Raw genomic sequence first — 15,576 nt, 5'->3', positions numbered from 1 at the left:
AAATATGGATTATTCAGCTATGCACCCACAGGAAGTGAAGAAGCTTATCCGTGAGGGCAAAATTGATTTTCAAACATCGGGTATGTGTGCAGGCTATGCCCAGGCAAATCTTTGCATTTTGCCAAAGGATTATGCGTTTGATTTCCTCCTTTTTTGTATGCGTAACCCAAAACCGTGCCCGATTTTAGAGGTCGGCGATGTAGGCTCAAGAGAGTTTAAGGCTATGGCAAGCGAGGGAGATGTGTGCACAGATTTTCCAAAGTACAGAATTTGGAAAAACGGCGTACTTGAAAAAGAAGTTACGGACATTTCCGAATATTGGCAGGACGATTTTGTGTACTTCCTCATCGGTTGCAGTTTCAGCTTTGAAAGCGAAATGCTCGAGGCGGACATTCCCGTTCGCCATATAGAGGAAAATGTTAATGTGCCGATGTTCAATACAAATATTGAGCTTGCTTCGGCAGGTGCTTTTCACGGAAATATGGTCGTTTCAATGCGTCCGATACCGAATGATTTGGTTGTTAAGGCGGTTGAGGTGACGGCTGCAATGCCAAAGGTTCACGGTGCACCTATTCAAATCGGTAATCCCGAAGCAATCGGAATTTCGGATGTTAATCATCCCGATTACGGCGACAGCGTGACAATTAATGAGGGCGAAGTGCCGGTGTTTTGGCCGTGCGGTGTAACCCCTCAAAATGCCGTTATGCAAACAAAACCACCGATTGCAATTACCCACGCACCGGGGCATATGTTTATCACAGATGTAAAAAATGTTGCGTTGAAGTATTAATTTGCGTTGCTTTTATATCTGTTCTATTAGAATTTTTTAAGGAGTTTATAGATGTATTTTGTAGATTTAAACTCGGATTTAGGCGAGGGAGCTGCTTTTGATTCGCAGATTATTCCCTTGATCACTTCGGCAAATATTGCTTGCGGATTTCACGCAGGCGACAGCAATATTATGAACACGACTGTTGCTTTGTGCAAGGAAAACTCGGTTGCGTTCGGCGCTCACCCGGGCTATTTGGACAAGGAGAATTTCGGCAGAACAAATATGACTTTGTCGCCCGAAGAAGTGTACAACATCACTCTTTGTCAGCTTGGCTCACTTTCAGCCTTTGCAAAGGCAAAAGGCGTTAAGATGCAACATGTCAAGCCTCACGGAGCAATGTACAATATGGCGGCAAAGGATATGGAAATGTCGCTTGCCATCGCAAACGCAATCAAGGATTTTGATTCGTCGCTTATTTTGCTTGCTCTTTCAGGCTCAAAAATGATTGAGGCGGCAAAGCAAGTAGGTATTAAATATGCCAGCGAAGTTTTTGCCGACAGAGCGTACGAGGCGGACGGTTCATTGCGTAAAAGAACACTTGAAGGTTCTATGATTACCGATGAAAACGAGGCTATTGCCCGCGTTATCCGTATGGTGAAAGACGGCAAGGTCACTGCTTACACAGGCGAAGAAGTGCCGATTGAGGCTCATAGCGTTTGCGTTCACGGTGATGGCGAAAAAGCGCTTGATTTCGTTCGTGCACTCAACAAGGCTTTTGCCGAAAATGATATAAAAGCAGTGCCGCTTTCAGAGGTGATTGGTTAATGTATTTTAGAACACAGGCAAAAATTGATTTGGATGCCGTAGAATATAACGTCAATAATACAAGGGCAAAGTTGTCGCCCGATTGCAAGCTTTTGTGCGTCATCAAGGCGGATGCTTACGGTCACGGTGCGGTTGAATTTGCGAAATTCTTGCAAGGAAAATGTGATTTCTTCGGTGTCGCTTGCATTGAGGAAGCCGTTGAATTAAAAAAAGCCGACATAAAAACCCCGATTTTAATTTTGGGCTATGTCGCTCCCGCATTTTATGATTTGGTTGTAAAATATGACATTCGTATTCCTGTTTTTTCATATGACACGGCAAAGGCTTTGTCTGACGAAGCGGCAAAGCAGGGCAAAGTTGTTCCGTTTCATTTTTGCATTGATACGGGTATGAGCCGTATCGGTTTTCAGGTTACTGAAGAAAGCGCCGATATTTGCAAAGAGATTTGCACTTTGCCGAATATCGAAGCGGAGGGACTTTTCTCTCACTTTGCAACGGCTGATGAGTCGGATTTGACAAAAGCACTTGCGCAGCGAGAAAAGTACAAGATGTTTGTTGATATGCTTGAGCGCAGGGGAATTCAAATTCCGATTAAGCATCTGAACAACAGCGCCGGAATTATGAATTTTGATGAATACTTTGATATGTGCCGAATGGGAATTATTCTCTACGGTCTTTATCCGAGCGAGGAAGTGGACAAATCGCTTCTCGACATCAAACCTGTTATGACGTGGCTCACTCATATTTCGCACATCAAAACTCTTGAGGCGGGCAGAGAAGTGTCCTATGGCGGAACATTCAAAACTGCTGAGCCGAGAGTGATTGCAACAATCCCCGTTGGCTATGCCGATGGCTATCCTCGTTGCCTTTCAAACAAGGGCAGGGTAATCGTTAACGGTCAGTACGCACCGATTGTCGGCAGAGTTTGTATGGATCAGTTTATGGTTGATGTTACCGATGTTGACGGTGCAGAACTTGACAGCACCGTAATTTTGGTAGGCAAAGACGGTGAAGCGGAGCTTTCTATGGAAGAAGTTTCAAATTCCGCCTACTCATTCAATTATGAACTTCCGTGTCGAGTTGCACGCAGAGTGCCCAGAACTTATTATAAAGACGGAAAATTTGTTAATACAACAAACTATATGTATTAAAAAAGTGCTACCGATTATGGTAGCACTTTTTATATTGAATGTTAATCTATTTGAGTGTAATAGGTGTCTAAGACGATTTGCATAACGCTTTCCTCATCCGGAGTAAATTCTGCAACAACTGCATCCGGATATTTTGTGTGCTTGGTTTCGGTCATTTTGCCTGTAATAGTATAGGTTTCAAATGATTCAACGCCTTTTTCAAGCACTGTTGATGCAAGATAAGTTACGTTGTTAAGCGTAATGTTTGTTCTGCTGTATTTTGAAGCTGTGTTGTACAAATCCGAAATGATACCAAAGTCGCTTTTTACAGCAGGAATAAGCTGTTGCGCAAATGCTTTTACATATTGCTCAATTCTTGCCGAACGGTTGAGTGAAGCTTCAAGATAGTCCATATCTCTTGTTCTGATGTAGGCTTCCGCCATATCGCCTTTGAGAGTGACTATTTGACCCTTTACAATGCCTTTGTCAGGCACGCTGTACTGCGCTTCAAGTGTGACTCCGCCGATTGCATCATTGATTGGTGCAACACCTTCAAGGTCAAGTGCAAAGTATTTGTTGATAGGCACGTTGTAAAGAATTCTGCTGATTGCCTTTGTTACATTTTCACAGCTCTTTGTTTTGCCGTCGCCATAAGCATAAGCAAGGCAAAGCTGAACATTGTCTGTGCTGAGGAACACACCTGTGTCGTTATAAACATCGACATCAACCATGGTGTCACGAGGAATGTTTATTACCTTGACGGTGCCGTCTGCAGTGTCAACGGCAACAACAACGTCCGCATCCGCACAGCCGACAAAGTCGGTGTCGTTTTTGCTGAGCATATCTCTTTGGTCGATGCCCATAAATGCAAAGGAAACAACATTTTCGTTGTAGGAATATCTGTGACCTTTGTAAGTGATGATTTCATCATGTGTGTTGTCGGTGATTGTGGCAGCGGTCAAATCCTTTTTGCCTTGATGCTTAATGAAAGAGAAAGCTCCTCCAAAAGCGGTCAACAAAAATGCAATCACCAAGAGAACTATAAGCACAGCTTTTAGCTTCTTATTAATTTTTTTCTTTCTTTTTTTCTTTTTTGATGAGGAGTGATGTCTGTGATGATGGTGGCTTGACGAGTGTGAAGAATGCGATGAATGTGAGTGATGATGCTCACCACTTGAGGAATGATGATGGTGATGATGCCTGTGCTCCTTTTCCTCTGTCGTCTTTTCCACAATTTTATTCAATTCTGCTGTTTGGCTTTGAATATCACTGCCGACATCTTTTTTTTCAACTTCTGCGTTTATAGGTTCGTTATAAGCGCCGTTGAAAAGTATGTCCTCGCTCTCGGTAGAATTCAAGTTTGGATCAATTTGTTTTTTCATTCTTTATTAATACTCCGCATACTAAATATCTGTTGCTTTTCTGTCCTGTAAAGCAGGTGGATAACACCACTATATTATCGTTTATTGTAATTTCTTTGTCAAGTACTTTTGCAACATTTTTGTTGGCAGATGTTGGATTTTGTATCATATCAATGAATTCTTTGAAAATATTGTTGTCGTGAAAATCAAAACTGTTCATTATATGTCTGTCGTCATATTTGAATGCAGATACAATCCTGTATGTCAACTTTTCCGTAGGAGTGTAAATCACAAATTTTGTGTGTTTTTCAAAAAAATCTTGCTTTTCAAATCTGTGAAGCGTTGTGAAATAAGTGTCGCCGTAGCCGTTGTGACCGTAAATCAAGGTGACTCTGTCTGTAAAATCTCGCTTGTTCACACTTTGGGTGTATACAGCACCGCTCGACGAATACTTTTTGTCTGTTGCACTGTGTTTCAAATAAAAAGTGTCATCTGTTCGGCTTTGAACAATAGGGTAGTTCACCTTTGTTCCCGGCACTTTTATCCAAGCGTAGATTTCATCATTTTTCTTTTCAAGCGAATCAAAGTCGATTTTGTTTGCCACCGTAGGTTCGGGAGCTGTTGCTTGCTGAGTGGTTGTTGTTGAAGTGAGCTCTTCATCTTTTTCTTTTGCCGTTTGGGTTGAGATGATTTGAAACATTGTTATGCCCACGCCGACCACAATCAAAATAACAGCCAAGATAACAATGACTTTTCTTGTGCGACTGTTTGATTTTTTATTGTCATTATCCATTCTACTCACCCGTAAAAAAGAACCCGTAACATTTGTTACAGGTTCTTACTTAATTTAGAAATTAGTCTTTTTTCTTCTTTGAAATTGCAAGCATAGCTACGCCTGTACCTGCCATAGCGATACCAGCCATTGCAGCACCTGTTGCAGGAGAAGTGTTGCTGTCGTCCTTGCTGTCGTCATCGATTTCTGCATCGTCTTTTGATGCTGTTGAATCTTTAACAACTGCGTTTGCAACTACTTGCTTTTGCTTGCCTGATTCTGTAAGTTCAATAACGATTTTGTCATTATCTTCAGATGTTGAAAGAACATTGTAGTCAACGCCTTCAGTCATATTAGGGAATTCCCATCTGATAACTTCGCCCTTGCCTGAATACTTAAATGTGAACTTTGCGCTTTCCTTTGAGTATTCAACCTTTGATGACTTGTCAGAGTTAACTGTAACGATTACAGGCTCGGTTTCAGATGCAGGCTTTGTTGTAACTTCTGATGAACCCGGGCTTGATACAGTTGCAGCCATAACGGGCATAGCGCTGATAGCACCTGCTGAAATCAACATAACTGCCGATAAAGCGATAGAAATAAACTTTTTCATAATAACACCTCAATTAATATTCAATAATATACATTTAGTCACTATAATTTAACTTGATTATAGCACGAAGTCTATTATTTGTAAAGAGTTTTTTTAATATTTTGTAAATTGTAAATGTTTTTTTACTTTTTTACGATAGCTGAGCCTTACCGGTGCAAAGTTCGTAATATCTTCCTTTAAGCGCAAGGAGATCGTTGTGGTCGCCACGCTCGATGATTTCACCGTTTTCAAGCACCATAATTGCGTTTGAATTTCTGACTGTTGAAAGTCGGTGAGCAATAACAAATACCGTTCTGCCAATCATCAGTCTGTCCATTCCGTGTTCGATGTGAGCCTCTGTTCTTGTGTCGATTGATGAGGTTGCTTCATCAAGAATCATAACAGGCGGGTCGGCAACTGCGGCTCTTGCTATTGCAAGGAGTTGTCGCTGTCCTTGGCTGAGGTTTGCACCGTCTGATGTGATGACTGTGTTGTAGCCGTCAGGAAGATGTTTGATGAATGAATGTGCACTTGCAAGTTTTGAAGCTTCTATACATTCTTCGTCCGTTGCATCAAGTCTGCCGTAGCGGATGTTGTCCATAATCGTGCCTGTAAATAGGTGAGTGTCTTGAAGCACCATTGCAAGAGAACGGCGCAAATCCGACTTCTTAATTCTCTTGATGTCGATTCCGTCATAGGTTATTGTGCCCTCTTGAATGTCGTAAAACCTGTTGATGAGGTTTGTGATTGTTGTTTTGCCCGCACCCGTTGAGCCGACAAACGCAATCTTTTGTGCCTGCTTTGCATAAAGATTGATGTCGTGGAGAACAATTTTGTCCTCAACATAGCCAAAGGTTACATCCTTGAAAACAACTTCGCCCTTTACAGGAATTTTCTTGTCGCCGTCAACCCAGTTCCAAATCTTGCCGTTTTCGGTTTCTTTTTCTTCGAGAGTAACGGTGCCGTTGTCAACCTCGCTTTCGGTGTCCATAACGGCAAACACTCTTTCTGCACCTGCAAGGGCAGAAAACACATTGTTCATCTGGTTCATAATTTGGTTGATAGGTTGGGTGAACTGCTTTGAATAGCTGAGGAAGGTGAAGAATGTTCCGATGCTCATACCTTTTGTCAAAACAAGAAGTCCGCCCGCAAGAGTAACGCTTGCATATGATGCGTTGTTGATTCCTGTTGAAACAGGTCCCATAATTCCGCTGTAATAGTTTGCCTTTGTGGCAACTTCACGGAAACTTTCGTTGAGCTGTTCAAAGTCGTTTTTTGCCTGTTCTTCGTGGTTGAACACCTTGACAACCTTCATTCCTTCAACTGTTTCTTCAATGTTGCCGTTCATTTCGCCAAGCGCCTTTTGTTGAGCCTTGAAGTATTTTCTTGTGCGCTTTGCAATTCTCATTGTGTTCACAATCATTATGATGAGGAACACAAGCGCAACGATGAACAATCTCCATTCAAGCGCAATCATCATAACGATGATTCCGATGAAACTGAAAACTGATGAAACAAGCTGAACAATCGATTGCTCAAGCATCATTTGAATGTTGTCAACATCGTTTGTAAAACGGCTCATGATCTCGCCGTGTGTCTGTCCGTCAAAGAATTTCAGCGGTAATGTTTGCAAGTGGTCAAACAAGTCTTTTCTGATGATGTTTGATGTTCTGTATGCAAGTTTTACCATAATTTTTGACTGCAAGAATATAAACAGTGAAGCACCAATGTAAAATGCCGAAACAATTACAAGGTTTTTAATCAACTGTTTGATACCCTCTGTGGCAAAATCGCCTGCTTGGATTGATGATGCAACATCGTCCAAAATCGGCTTTAGCCAATAAGATGCTGCCATTTGGCAAACGGTTGCCATAATGAGAGAAAGAAATACTACGAATAACAGCGCCTTGCTTTTGCCGATATATGACAAAATACGCTTTAAGGTCTTTTTTGCGTCCTTGGGTTTTTGTCCAGGCACGCCGTGTCTTTGTGGTCCCGGCATTATTCCATTACTCCTTTCTGCTGTGTTTTGTAAATTTCCTGATAGATTTCGCTTGTTTGCATAAGTTCTTCGTGGTTACCTACGCTGTCTATTTTGCCGTCATCAAGCACGATGATTTCGTCTGCTTCCGCAACGGAGGAAATTCTCTGTGCAATAATCAAAACTGTTGTGTCTTTGAGTTCTTTGTAGAAACATTCTCTGATTTTTGCTTCGGTCGCTGTGTCAACGGCAGAAGTCGAGTCATCAAGAATAAGGATTTTCGGTTGCTTGATGATTGCTCTTGCGATACAAAGTCGTTGCTTTTGACCGCCCGAAAGGTTCAAACCGCCTTGCGAAAGTTCTGTGTCGTATCCGTCAGGCTGGCTCATAATAAAGTCGTGTGCCTGTGCGGCTTTGCAAGCGGAGATGATTTCTTTATCCGTTGCGTCTTGCTTGCCCCACTTGATGTTCTCCTTGATTGTGCCTGTGAAAAGTACATTCTTTTGGAGCACAACACCTGTCAATTCACGGAGAGCCTCAAGGTCGTAGTCCTTAACACTGACGCCGTCAACAAGGATTTCACCGCCCGTAACATCATAAAGTCGAGGAATGAGGTTTACAAGGCTTGATTTTCCGCAGCCCGTTGAGCCGATAATTCCCACAACGCTGCCTGCATTTGCCTTGAAGCTGACATCGGTGAGAATGTCCATACCGTCATTGTAGCCGAACGAAACATTTTTGAATTCAACTTCGCCCTTTGGCTCGGTAGGTTTGAATGGGTTTTCAGGATTAACAATGTCAACTTCGGTGTCGAGAACTTCGACAACTCTGTCACCGCAAGCCTTTGCTCTTGTGAGCTGAAGCATAAGCATAGATACCATCATTATGTTCATAAGCACCTGCACAATGTAGTTTGCCAAAACAGATATTTGGCCCACATCCATAAGCTTGTTACTTGCGTCAACCGAGCCTTTGTAATAGATGTAAATAATTACAAAGTTCATAAGCAACATCATAATTGGCATAACCGTGATGATAAGACCCGATGCCTTAGAACCTTGCTTAGCAAGGTCGTCGGATGCTTCGTGGAACTTTTCTTTTTCTCTGTCTTCGCGAACATAAGCTTTTACAACTCTTATACCGATGAGATTTTCCTGTACAACACGGTTGATGTTGTCGATTTTCTTTTGCATTTTTTGGAACATAGGAAAACCGAATTTGAGAATAACCGCAATGATTACAATCATAACAGGGAAGAGAACAAGCAAAATCATTGAAAGTTTTGCGTTGATTGAAAATGCAAAAACAGCCGATACAATGAGCAATGCAGGTGCTCTTACTAAAATACGAAGTCCCATCATAAGTGTGTTTTGAAGCATTGTCACATCATTTGTCAGTCTTGTTGTGAGTGATGATGTTGAAAATGTGTCGATGTTTTTAAAGGAAAATGATGAGATTTTGTCGTACATCGCTTTTCTTAGTCTGTATGAGAATTTTTGGCTTGCAACCGATGATGTTTTCATTGTCATTAAGCCGCCGCAAAAACCGACAAGAGCCATAACGATCATAATCAAACCGATTTTGCCGATTTTAAGTTTTAGGTCGGCAGGGTCACCTGTAGATGCCTTAACCATTTCGTACACGCTGTTTGCGATTGAAGGCAGCGCAAGTTCGCACATAGCTTCAACAATCATACCAAATGCGCTTGCCACGCAAAGCCAACCTAATCCTTTGAGATATTTGGATAGTTTTTTTATCATTCGGACTCCTCCTTTATAAAGTTATTTATTATTTTGTCAAGCAAATCCGACAAAGTAGCAATTTCTTCATCCGTAAGACCGTTTGTGAGCATTTCTTCTTCCGCATCCATCTTTTGTCTGATGTTTTCAGGAACGGCATTGCCCTTTTCGGTCAGATAAATTTCAATTCGCCTTTTGTCTGTTTTGCTTTCCCTCTTTTTAACGAATCCGGCTTTTTCCATTCGCTTTATGCTGACCGATACGGTTGATGGTGCCGTGCCTGTTTCTTCTGCAATTTGACCGATTGTTGCACTGCCTTGAAATTTCAAAAACATAATTATTTTGTGCTGACCGGCAAACAGTCCTTCATCGGCAACCGCTTTGTTAAAATTTGCCCTTTCCATTCTCGCCACCATACCGATTCTTGGGGCAATATGTCCCTTTGGCGGAGGTGGTGGGCAACAGCATTTTTTCTTGTTCAAAATAACAACTCCGAAAATTATTTAGTCGGCTAATATTTAGTCGACTAAAGGTATTATAGCACAAAAAATATCAATGTCAACATTTTATTTTTGTAGACCGCCACACTTGATATAGTACATATAATATGGTAAAATATACGGCGAAATTATTGGGAGGGCAGACTATGGATTATAATTTGTGCGATTACAACACGGTGAAAAAGATACTTTCAGCCCATGGCTTTAACTTTTCAAAGGCGTTGGGTCAGAATTTTATAATTGATGACAGCGTTTGTCCTACTATGGCAGAAATGCTCGGAGCTGATGAAAAAACAGGCGTTCTTGAGGTTGGTCCGGGTGTCGGCGTCCTCACAAAAGAACTTTGCAAAAGGGCAGGCAAGGTTGTGTCTGTTGAGCTTGATGAGCGACTTTATCCTGTTTTGGAGCAGACCCTTGCCGATTATGACAATTTTGAACTTGTCAAGGGCGATGTTATGAAAATCGACCTAAAACAACTTATTGCGGAAAAATTTGCGGATTGCGACACAGTCAAAGTTTGTGCAAATCTGCCGTACTATATCACTTCTCCTGTTATTATGATGCTTTTGCAAAGCAGACTTCCTGTGTCGGAGATTGAAGTTATGGTTCAGCAGGAAGCGGCAGAGCGACTTTGTGCACCTATCGGTTCAAGAGAAGCCGGTGCGGTCAGCGTTGCGGTTAATTATTACGGCGAAAGCGAAATCCTGTTCAATGTCGGCAGAGAGTGCTTTATGCCAAGTCCAAAGGTTGATTCAAGCGTAATCAAGATTATAGTCAGAGATGAGCCTGAATTTGAGGTTAAAAACGAAAAGCAGTTTTTCTCACTTGTAAAAAGTGCTTTTGCACAGAGAAGAAAAACTCTTGTCAATTCGCTTTCAAATTCACTCGGCAAGTCAAAGGCAGATGTTACAAATGCACTTGCACAGCTCGGTCTTGCTTCAACCGTAAGGGCAGAAAATCTTAAAATGGAGGATTTGGTAAATTTAACCGATTTACTTTTTAATTAATTATGGCAAAAGAAAGAAAAAATAACACACTTGTTTTTAGCGATTATTCCGTGCCAAAGGCAGTCGGAACTCTGGCAATTCCGAGTATGCTCGGTATGCTTATAAATGTTATATACAATCTTGCAGACACCTTTTTTGTGGGTCAAACAGGCGATAAAAATCAGGTAGCCGCCGTTTCGGTTGCAATGCCTGTGTTCTTGTTTTTCCTTGCGGTGGGCAACCTTTTCGGTGTTGGCGGATGTGCGTATATCAGCCGTTCACTCGGTGAGGGCAAAAAAGAAAAAATTAAGTCGATTTCGTCATTTTGTATTTATACGGGTATAATCGTTGCGGTTGTGCTGTCGGCGATTTTTATTGCTTTCAAGCGTCCGATTTTGTACCTTGTCGGTGCAAGTGATTTCACAATCGACTTTGCTTGCGATTATATGTTTTGGATTGCTCTCGGCGGTGTTTTCAGCGTAACAAGTATTGTTGCGTGCAACCTTGTAAGGGGTGAGGGCGCCGCAAAGGAGTCGATGATCGGTATGGTAATCGGTCAGGTTGTAAACATTGTTCTTGACCCGATTTTCATTCTCGCTCCGGGCAACAAACTTTTCGGTATAACATTGCCTTTCGGCTTTGATATGGGCGTAAAGGGCGCAGCCATTGCAACCGTTATCGGCAATATGGCTTCCGTGCTTTATTTTATTGTTTACTTTATGAGAGGCAAGTCGATTTTGTCGATGTCGCCAAAAAGATTTTCGGCAAAGGATGGCATCGTTAAGGGCGTTGTCAGCGTCGGACTTCCTGCTTCGCTCAATAATTTGCTTATGTCGCTTTCTAATATCGTAGTAAATATTTTCCTTGCAAAGTACGGCGACAATGCCGTTGCCGCAATGGGCGTTGCAATGAAAGCCAATATGCTTGTTGTTATGCTTCAAATCGGTCTTGCGCAGGGTATTCAGCCGCTTGTCGGTTATTGCTACGGTGCAAAGAATTATCAGAGAATGAAAAAGAGTATTCGTTTCGGTATGATGTGCAATGTTCTTATCGGCGCAAGTGTAACGGTGTTCTATCTTGTGTGCAGACGACAGGTTATCGGTGTGTTCATTGATGACGAGGCTGTTATCGAATACGGCGTAAAGATGATTACCGCGCTTATGGCTCCGGGCACTTTCCTTGGTATAATGTTCATCATCAATTTTGCATTTCAGGGAATGGGCAAAGGTGTTCAGTCGCTTGTTCTTGCAGCAGGCAGACAGGGCTTGATTTTCTTGCCGATGATGTTTATTATGAACAAGGTGGCGGGGCTTGAGGGAATTATCTGGGCACAGCCTGTTGCAGATGCGTTTTGCATTGTTTTGGCTGTTGTTATGTTCCGTGCCACAACTAAAAAACTCGAAAAAGAAGCAAAACTCAGCACCATGGATTAATGAAAGAGTGAGTGTATGTTAATTAACAGTATTGATAAAAAAACGCTTGATGCGGTTTCGGCTCGATTTGGCAAATTCTTTGTTAAGCAACCGCTGTTTATGTTCCTTTGCAGCGACATAAACAAGCGACCGAAGTTTATCGAGGATTATATGAAATATCATATTCCTCGCTTTGCAAGTGAAGAAGTTGTCTTTGTTGACAAGAAGGCAAATGCTATGGTAACTCTTGTTGATCCGCAGAATTTTGAATATAAATTCAAGGGCTTGTCGGGTCAAAGAATGAAAAAGTACAGCTTTTCATCCAAGATTTTTTTGCAAAGAGAAAACCTTGAGGGAATTTGCGATATTCTTTTGACTTATGCCAAGCCGTCAAGAGTTATGACGGTTTACAGCGACCCTAACGGCGATTTTGAAGTTGTAAAAGAACTTATCGATGAAGCAGTCGAGTTCGCTCAAAAAGAGGATATAACGCTTGTGTACGACACATTCAGCAAAAGATATATCAACTATATGCTGTCCAAGGATTTTGTTGTTGCATACAGCAAACCGTTTATGGAAACTAAGTTTATGGAAATCGTAATGACATACAATATATAACTGCAAAAATACAAAGGCGAGGAATGAAGTATCGTTCCTCGTCTTTATTTATGTCTAGTTTGATTTGCAGGCAACAAAAAAGGCTACGGATTTTTCCATAGCCTTTGGTTTGTATTCACTTATAATCGGTTGATTATAATCTTGTGATACCTCTTCTCTCCTTGAGGTAATCATCAGATGCAGGATATTCGTTTGTGTAAGTGATCTTAACAGATGCACTCTTATCCTTGATGATTGCGATGCAAGCGTGTGTTACGTCTACGTTAGCAATCATTGTGTAGTGAGCAGAAACGATTTCCTTTGTCTTTGTATCGATAGTTACAGAACCTGTACCACCCTTGTACATAACCTTTACGTTATCAGTAGCGTCACCCTCTGTGAATGAGAGAACTGTGATGCTCTTAACTGCGCCTGTGATGTCGCCGAGAACTTCAAAGAATGAACCCTGTGAACCTTCACCACGGAAAGCAAGTTCTTCCTGCTTAGGCTGAATTGTCAATGTGATTGTGCCGTCGTTGTTGTCAACAACATTTGCGTCAAGAATGTACTCAGCCTTGAATGCAGATGTTCTGTAGTCGTTGTCGTTCTTTCTTGTGTCGTCATCGAGGTTGTTGTCGAATTCCGGCTCTCTGCTTCCACTTGGAACAAGGCTCCATGAGTTAGCGTCAAACATAGGACCAACGATGCTTGGAACAAGGCTGTTGATTGTGCTGTTTGCCTTGCCGTCGATCATAACATCGCCAACCTGCAAGTCTTCAGTACCGAGCAATTTGTAGAATGTCTTTGTGTTGCCGTCAGCATCCTTGTACTGAGCAGTAAGTGTCTTTGTGTAGTTGTAAGCTTCAACATAGTAGTTTGCAACATCTTCAAGGCTCTTGAATTCAACACCACCGTATGTGCCTGCTTCAAATGACTTGTCAAGAACAGATACATCTTCTTCAGCTGCTGCGTCTGCTTCGTCTTTGCCGGCATTCTTCCAGTCGCCTGACTTAACTTCTTGAATTGCTGTGATTGTTCCGTTTGTTACATAGTTAAGCTTTGCACATCCTGCGAGAGAAGCTACAAGAGCAGCAACCAAAGCCAAACATGTAATACTTTTGATTAGTTTCTTCATTTATGGGAATCCCCTTTCCTTAATCTGCTTCCGTCTTTACAGAAAACATTTACACCATAAATTTATTACAAATCGAGATAAAAGTCAATAGGTAAATGCAAAATAATTCAAAATTAATTAAAAACTAATACTTTTTTTGTTAAAAATTTATGATAAAATGATAATCGTATTGTACTAAACCATTATATGTGTTATAATTATCAAAAATGCGGAGGTATTCATTATGAGATGTAAGAATTGCGGAAGCGAAAACGACGATAATTTATATATTTGCCAAAATTGCGGTTCTCCTCTTTATGATGAGGACGATAACGATAATGATATAATCAACGATGACGATATGGGCAAAACAAGGGTTGCCCCTGTTGTTCAGTCCAATCAAAGACAGTCTGTTCCTCAGCAGAGAGGCACTCAAGGCGCACCTGCAAAATCAGAGCAGAATAAGAAAAAAGAAAAAACTATCATAACAATTGTTGTGCTTGCGGTTGTTCTTGCAATTGCCGTTACGGCTCTTGTGGCTGTTCTTGTCAGCAATTCAAAGAAGAACAACGATGTTGCGGACACATCGATTCCCGTTGCTTCAACATCGGAAGCACCGTCAACAACTGTTGCTCCTTCAACAACAGAACCGACAACCGAATCCACCACTCAATCGACAACCAAGCCGACAACAGTTGCTCCTGTTGAGTACACCGTAACAGTTAGCTGTTCGCAGGGTGGCGAGGTCGAAGGCGACGGCTCTTATGCAGAGGGCGAGAAGTGCACCGTTATTGCCAGAGCCGATGATGATTTTGAATTTGACGGTTGGTACAAAAACGGTAAGAGAGTTTCATCAAATGAGGTGTACACTTTCGCTGTTAAGGATAACACGGAATTAGAGGCTGTGTTTACCGATATTACAGATGTTTCAGAGGATTACGAATAATGTCAAAGGGCGATATTGCAAAGGGATATTTTGAGCAGGGCTATAATTGCTCACAGTCGGTGGCTCTTGCTTTTGCCGATGAAGTCGGAATGGACGGCAAACTGATTGCCCGTCTTACAGGCGGATTTGGCGGCGGAATGGGCAGAATGAGAGAGGTTTGCGGAACAGTCAGCGGAACTGCGTTTGTTTTGTCCGCACTTTACGGTTATTCAGACCCAACCGATGCCGATGCAAAGGCACAGCTCTATGCCGATGTTCAAAAGGTGGCAGGTGAGTTTAAGGATAAAAACGGCTCGGTCGTTTGCCGTGATTTGTTGGGATTAACTCAAGACGGATTCGACAATCCTCAACCCGAAAAAAGAACGGATACCTATTATAAAAAGCGTCCGTGCGGTGAACTTGTAAAAATGTCGGCAGACTTGCTTGAAAAGTTCATTGCAGACAATCCGCAAAAATAATATAAAAATTATTTAGCATATTTGCAAAAAAATGCTTGCATTTTATTGTGCAATGTGTTATAGTAATTTGCGCAAGTGAAAAACACTTGCATATGCGCTGGTAGCTCAGCTGGATAGAGTGACTGGCTACGAACCAAACAGTCGTTTTTGTATAAAGCGCATATTTACAATTTAATAAGGTGTTACGCGCCGGTAGCTCAGCTGGATAGAGTGACTGGCTACGAACCAGTAGGTCGGGGGTTCGAGTCCCTTCCGGCGTACCACATATAAAATCCTTGAAACCATTGATATTACTTGGTTTCAAGGATTTTTTATTTTCCTTAATTGCTTTAGAAACATCATTTTTTACGACCACTTATTCTTCAAAAACGACCACATAGCTACTCCGTTT

15 protein-coding genes and 1 tRNA gene are annotated in these 15,576 nt (G+C 41.8%); 9 read left to right on the top strand and 7 right to left on the bottom strand.

Features of this window, described 5'->3' with window-relative positions; all coding sequences use genetic code 11:
- Window positions 1–4 precede the first annotated feature (4 nt).
- Genes Q0E03_RS07700 through alr form a run of 3 tightly spaced genes read left to right on the top strand, consistent with a single transcriptional unit; the run spans window position 5 to window position 2,748 of the window.
- On the top strand, window positions 5–790 hold the full coding sequence (locus tag Q0E03_RS07700; protein ID WP_177664806.1) for a putative hydro-lyase: 786 nt from the start codon (window positions 5–7) through the stop codon (window positions 788–790).
- 51 nt (window positions 791–841) lie between these two features.
- A complete protein-coding gene (locus Q0E03_RS07695; RefSeq protein ID WP_297131244.1) occupies window positions 842–1,597 on the top strand; it encodes a 5-oxoprolinase subunit PxpA in 756 nt (251 codons plus the stop codon).
- A complete protein-coding gene (gene alr / locus Q0E03_RS07690; RefSeq protein ID WP_297131242.1) occupies window positions 1,597–2,748 on the top strand; it encodes an alanine racemase in 1,152 nt (383 codons plus the stop codon). Before Q0E03_RS07695 ends, alr begins: the two co-directional genes overlap by 1 nt.
- Window positions 2,749–2,789: 41 nt before the next feature.
- On the opposite strand, the gene Q0E03_RS07685 is transcribed toward alr, so the two are convergent.
- The 6 genes from Q0E03_RS07685 to Q0E03_RS07660 all read right to left on the bottom strand — a co-directional run bounded on the left by Q0E03_RS07685 (window position 2,790) and on the right by Q0E03_RS07660 (window position 9,654).
- Window positions 2,790–4,109 carry an LCP family protein gene (locus tag Q0E03_RS07685; protein ID WP_297131240.1) on the bottom strand — a complete coding sequence of 440 codons (1,320 nt, stop codon included), beginning with the start codon at window positions 4,107–4,109 and terminating at the stop codon, window positions 2,790–2,792.
- Window positions 4,093–4,881 (bottom strand): class B sortase, encoded by a 789-nt coding sequence (locus tag Q0E03_RS07680; RefSeq protein WP_297131238.1) that lies wholly within the window; start codon window positions 4,879–4,881, stop codon window positions 4,093–4,095. The genes Q0E03_RS07685 and Q0E03_RS07680 overlap by 17 nt, the downstream gene beginning before the upstream one ends.
- A gap of 61 nt (window positions 4,882–4,942) precedes the next feature.
- A complete protein-coding gene (locus Q0E03_RS07675; protein WP_297131236.1) occupies window positions 4,943–5,473 on the bottom strand; it encodes a hypothetical protein in 531 nt (176 codons plus the stop codon).
- 130 nt (window positions 5,474–5,603) lie between these two features.
- Window positions 5,604–7,454 (bottom strand): ABC transporter ATP-binding protein, encoded by a 1,851-nt coding sequence (locus tag Q0E03_RS07670; RefSeq protein WP_297131234.1) that lies wholly within the window; start codon window positions 7,452–7,454, stop codon window positions 5,604–5,606.
- On the bottom strand, window positions 7,454–9,193 hold the full coding sequence (locus Q0E03_RS07665) for an ABC transporter ATP-binding protein (protein WP_297131232.1): 1,740 nt from the start codon (window positions 9,191–9,193) through the stop codon (window positions 7,454–7,456). The genes Q0E03_RS07670 and Q0E03_RS07665 overlap by 1 nt, the downstream gene beginning before the upstream one ends.
- A complete protein-coding gene (locus tag Q0E03_RS07660) occupies window positions 9,190–9,654 on the bottom strand; it encodes a MarR family winged helix-turn-helix transcriptional regulator (RefSeq protein WP_297131230.1) in 465 nt (154 codons plus the stop codon). Before Q0E03_RS07660 ends, Q0E03_RS07665 begins: the two co-directional genes overlap by 4 nt.
- Window positions 9,655–9,818: 164 nt before the next feature.
- Here Q0E03_RS07660 and rsmA point away from each other — a divergent pair, with 164 nt between their 5' ends.
- The 3 genes from rsmA to Q0E03_RS07645 are packed head-to-tail and all read left to right on the top strand — an operon-like array spanning window position 9,819 to window position 12,688.
- Window positions 9,819–10,679, top strand: coding sequence for a 16S rRNA (adenine(1518)-N(6)/adenine(1519)-N(6))-dimethyltransferase RsmA (gene rsmA, locus Q0E03_RS07655; RefSeq protein ID WP_297131228.1), 861 nt, complete (start codon window positions 9,819–9,821; stop codon window positions 10,677–10,679).
- Between the two features lie 2 nt (window positions 10,680–10,681).
- Window positions 10,682–12,091, top strand: coding sequence for an MATE family efflux transporter (locus Q0E03_RS07650; protein ID WP_297131226.1), 1,410 nt, complete (start codon window positions 10,682–10,684; stop codon window positions 12,089–12,091).
- Between the two features lie 15 nt (window positions 12,092–12,106).
- Entirely contained in the window at window positions 12,107–12,688 is a 582-nt protein-coding gene (locus tag Q0E03_RS07645; RefSeq protein ID WP_297131223.1) for a hypothetical protein, read from the top strand.
- Window positions 12,689–12,821: 133 nt separating this feature from the next.
- Here the strand turns inward: Q0E03_RS07645 and Q0E03_RS07640 are convergent, their stop codons facing one another.
- Window positions 12,822–13,802, bottom strand: a complete 981-nt coding sequence (locus Q0E03_RS07640; protein ID WP_297131220.1) for a hypothetical protein — start codon at window positions 13,800–13,802, stop codon at window positions 12,822–12,824.
- A gap of 223 nt (window positions 13,803–14,025) precedes the next feature.
- Here Q0E03_RS07640 and Q0E03_RS07635 point away from each other — a divergent pair, with 223 nt between their 5' ends.
- From Q0E03_RS07635 to Q0E03_RS07625, 3 genes are all read left to right on the top strand, one after another.
- A complete protein-coding gene (locus tag Q0E03_RS07635; RefSeq protein WP_297131217.1) occupies window positions 14,026–14,727 on the top strand; it encodes a hypothetical protein in 702 nt (233 codons plus the stop codon).
- Window positions 14,727–15,185 (top strand): C-GCAxxG-C-C family protein, encoded by a 459-nt coding sequence (locus Q0E03_RS07630; protein WP_297131214.1) that lies wholly within the window; start codon window positions 14,727–14,729, stop codon window positions 15,183–15,185. The genes Q0E03_RS07635 and Q0E03_RS07630 overlap by 1 nt, the downstream gene beginning before the upstream one ends.
- 186 nt (window positions 15,186–15,371) lie before the next feature.
- A tRNA-Arg gene (locus Q0E03_RS07625) sits at window positions 15,372–15,448 on the top strand.
- The last annotated feature ends 128 nt before the right edge of the window (window positions 15,449–15,576 follow it).

Origin of the sequence: uncultured Eubacterium sp. (genome assembly GCF_934525195.1) — a bacterium.
Taxonomy (GTDB): Bacteria; Bacillota; Clostridia; order Oscillospirales; family Acutalibacteraceae; genus Eubacterium_R.
Note: the sequence above shows the minus strand (reverse complement) of the source record. Positions and strands in the feature narration are given on the sequence as shown.

Coding starts and splice junctions, on each gene's coding strand:
- Q0E03_RS07680 (WP_297131238.1), bottom strand. CDS start 4,881: ATGGATAATGACAATAAAAAATCAAACAGTCGCACAAGAAAAGTCATT.
- Q0E03_RS07665 (WP_297131232.1), bottom strand. CDS start 9,193: ATGATAAAAAAACTATCCAAATATCTCAAAGGATTAGGTTGGCTTTGC.
- Q0E03_RS07645 (WP_297131223.1), top strand. CDS start 12,107: ATGTTAATTAACAGTATTGATAAAAAAACGCTTGATGCGGTTTCGGCT.
- Q0E03_RS07695 (WP_297131244.1), top strand. CDS start 842: ATGTATTTTGTAGATTTAAACTCGGATTTAGGCGAGGGAGCTGCTTTT.
- Q0E03_RS07675 (WP_297131236.1), bottom strand. CDS start 5,473: ATGAAAAAGTTTATTTCTATCGCTTTATCGGCAGTTATGTTGATTTCA.
- rsmA (WP_297131228.1), top strand. CDS start 9,819: ATGGATTATAATTTGTGCGATTACAACACGGTGAAAAAGATACTTTCA.
- Q0E03_RS07640 (WP_297131220.1), bottom strand. CDS start 13,802: ATGAAGAAACTAATCAAAAGTATTACATGTTTGGCTTTGGTTGCTGCT.
- Q0E03_RS07670 (WP_297131234.1), bottom strand. CDS start 7,454: ATGCCGGGACCACAAAGACACGGCGTGCCTGGACAAAAACCCAAGGAC.
- Q0E03_RS07685 (WP_297131240.1), bottom strand. CDS start 4,109: ATGAAAAAACAAATTGATCCAAACTTGAATTCTACCGAGAGCGAGGAC.
- Q0E03_RS07635 (WP_297131217.1), top strand. CDS start 14,026: ATGAGATGTAAGAATTGCGGAAGCGAAAACGACGATAATTTATATATT.
- Q0E03_RS07700 (WP_177664806.1), top strand. CDS start 5: ATGGATTATTCAGCTATGCACCCACAGGAAGTGAAGAAGCTTATCCGT.
- Q0E03_RS07630 (WP_297131214.1), top strand. CDS start 14,727: ATGTCAAAGGGCGATATTGCAAAGGGATATTTTGAGCAGGGCTATAAT.
- alr (WP_297131242.1), top strand. CDS start 1,597: ATGTATTTTAGAACACAGGCAAAAATTGATTTGGATGCCGTAGAATAT.
- Q0E03_RS07650 (WP_297131226.1), top strand. CDS start 10,682: ATGGCAAAAGAAAGAAAAAATAACACACTTGTTTTTAGCGATTATTCC.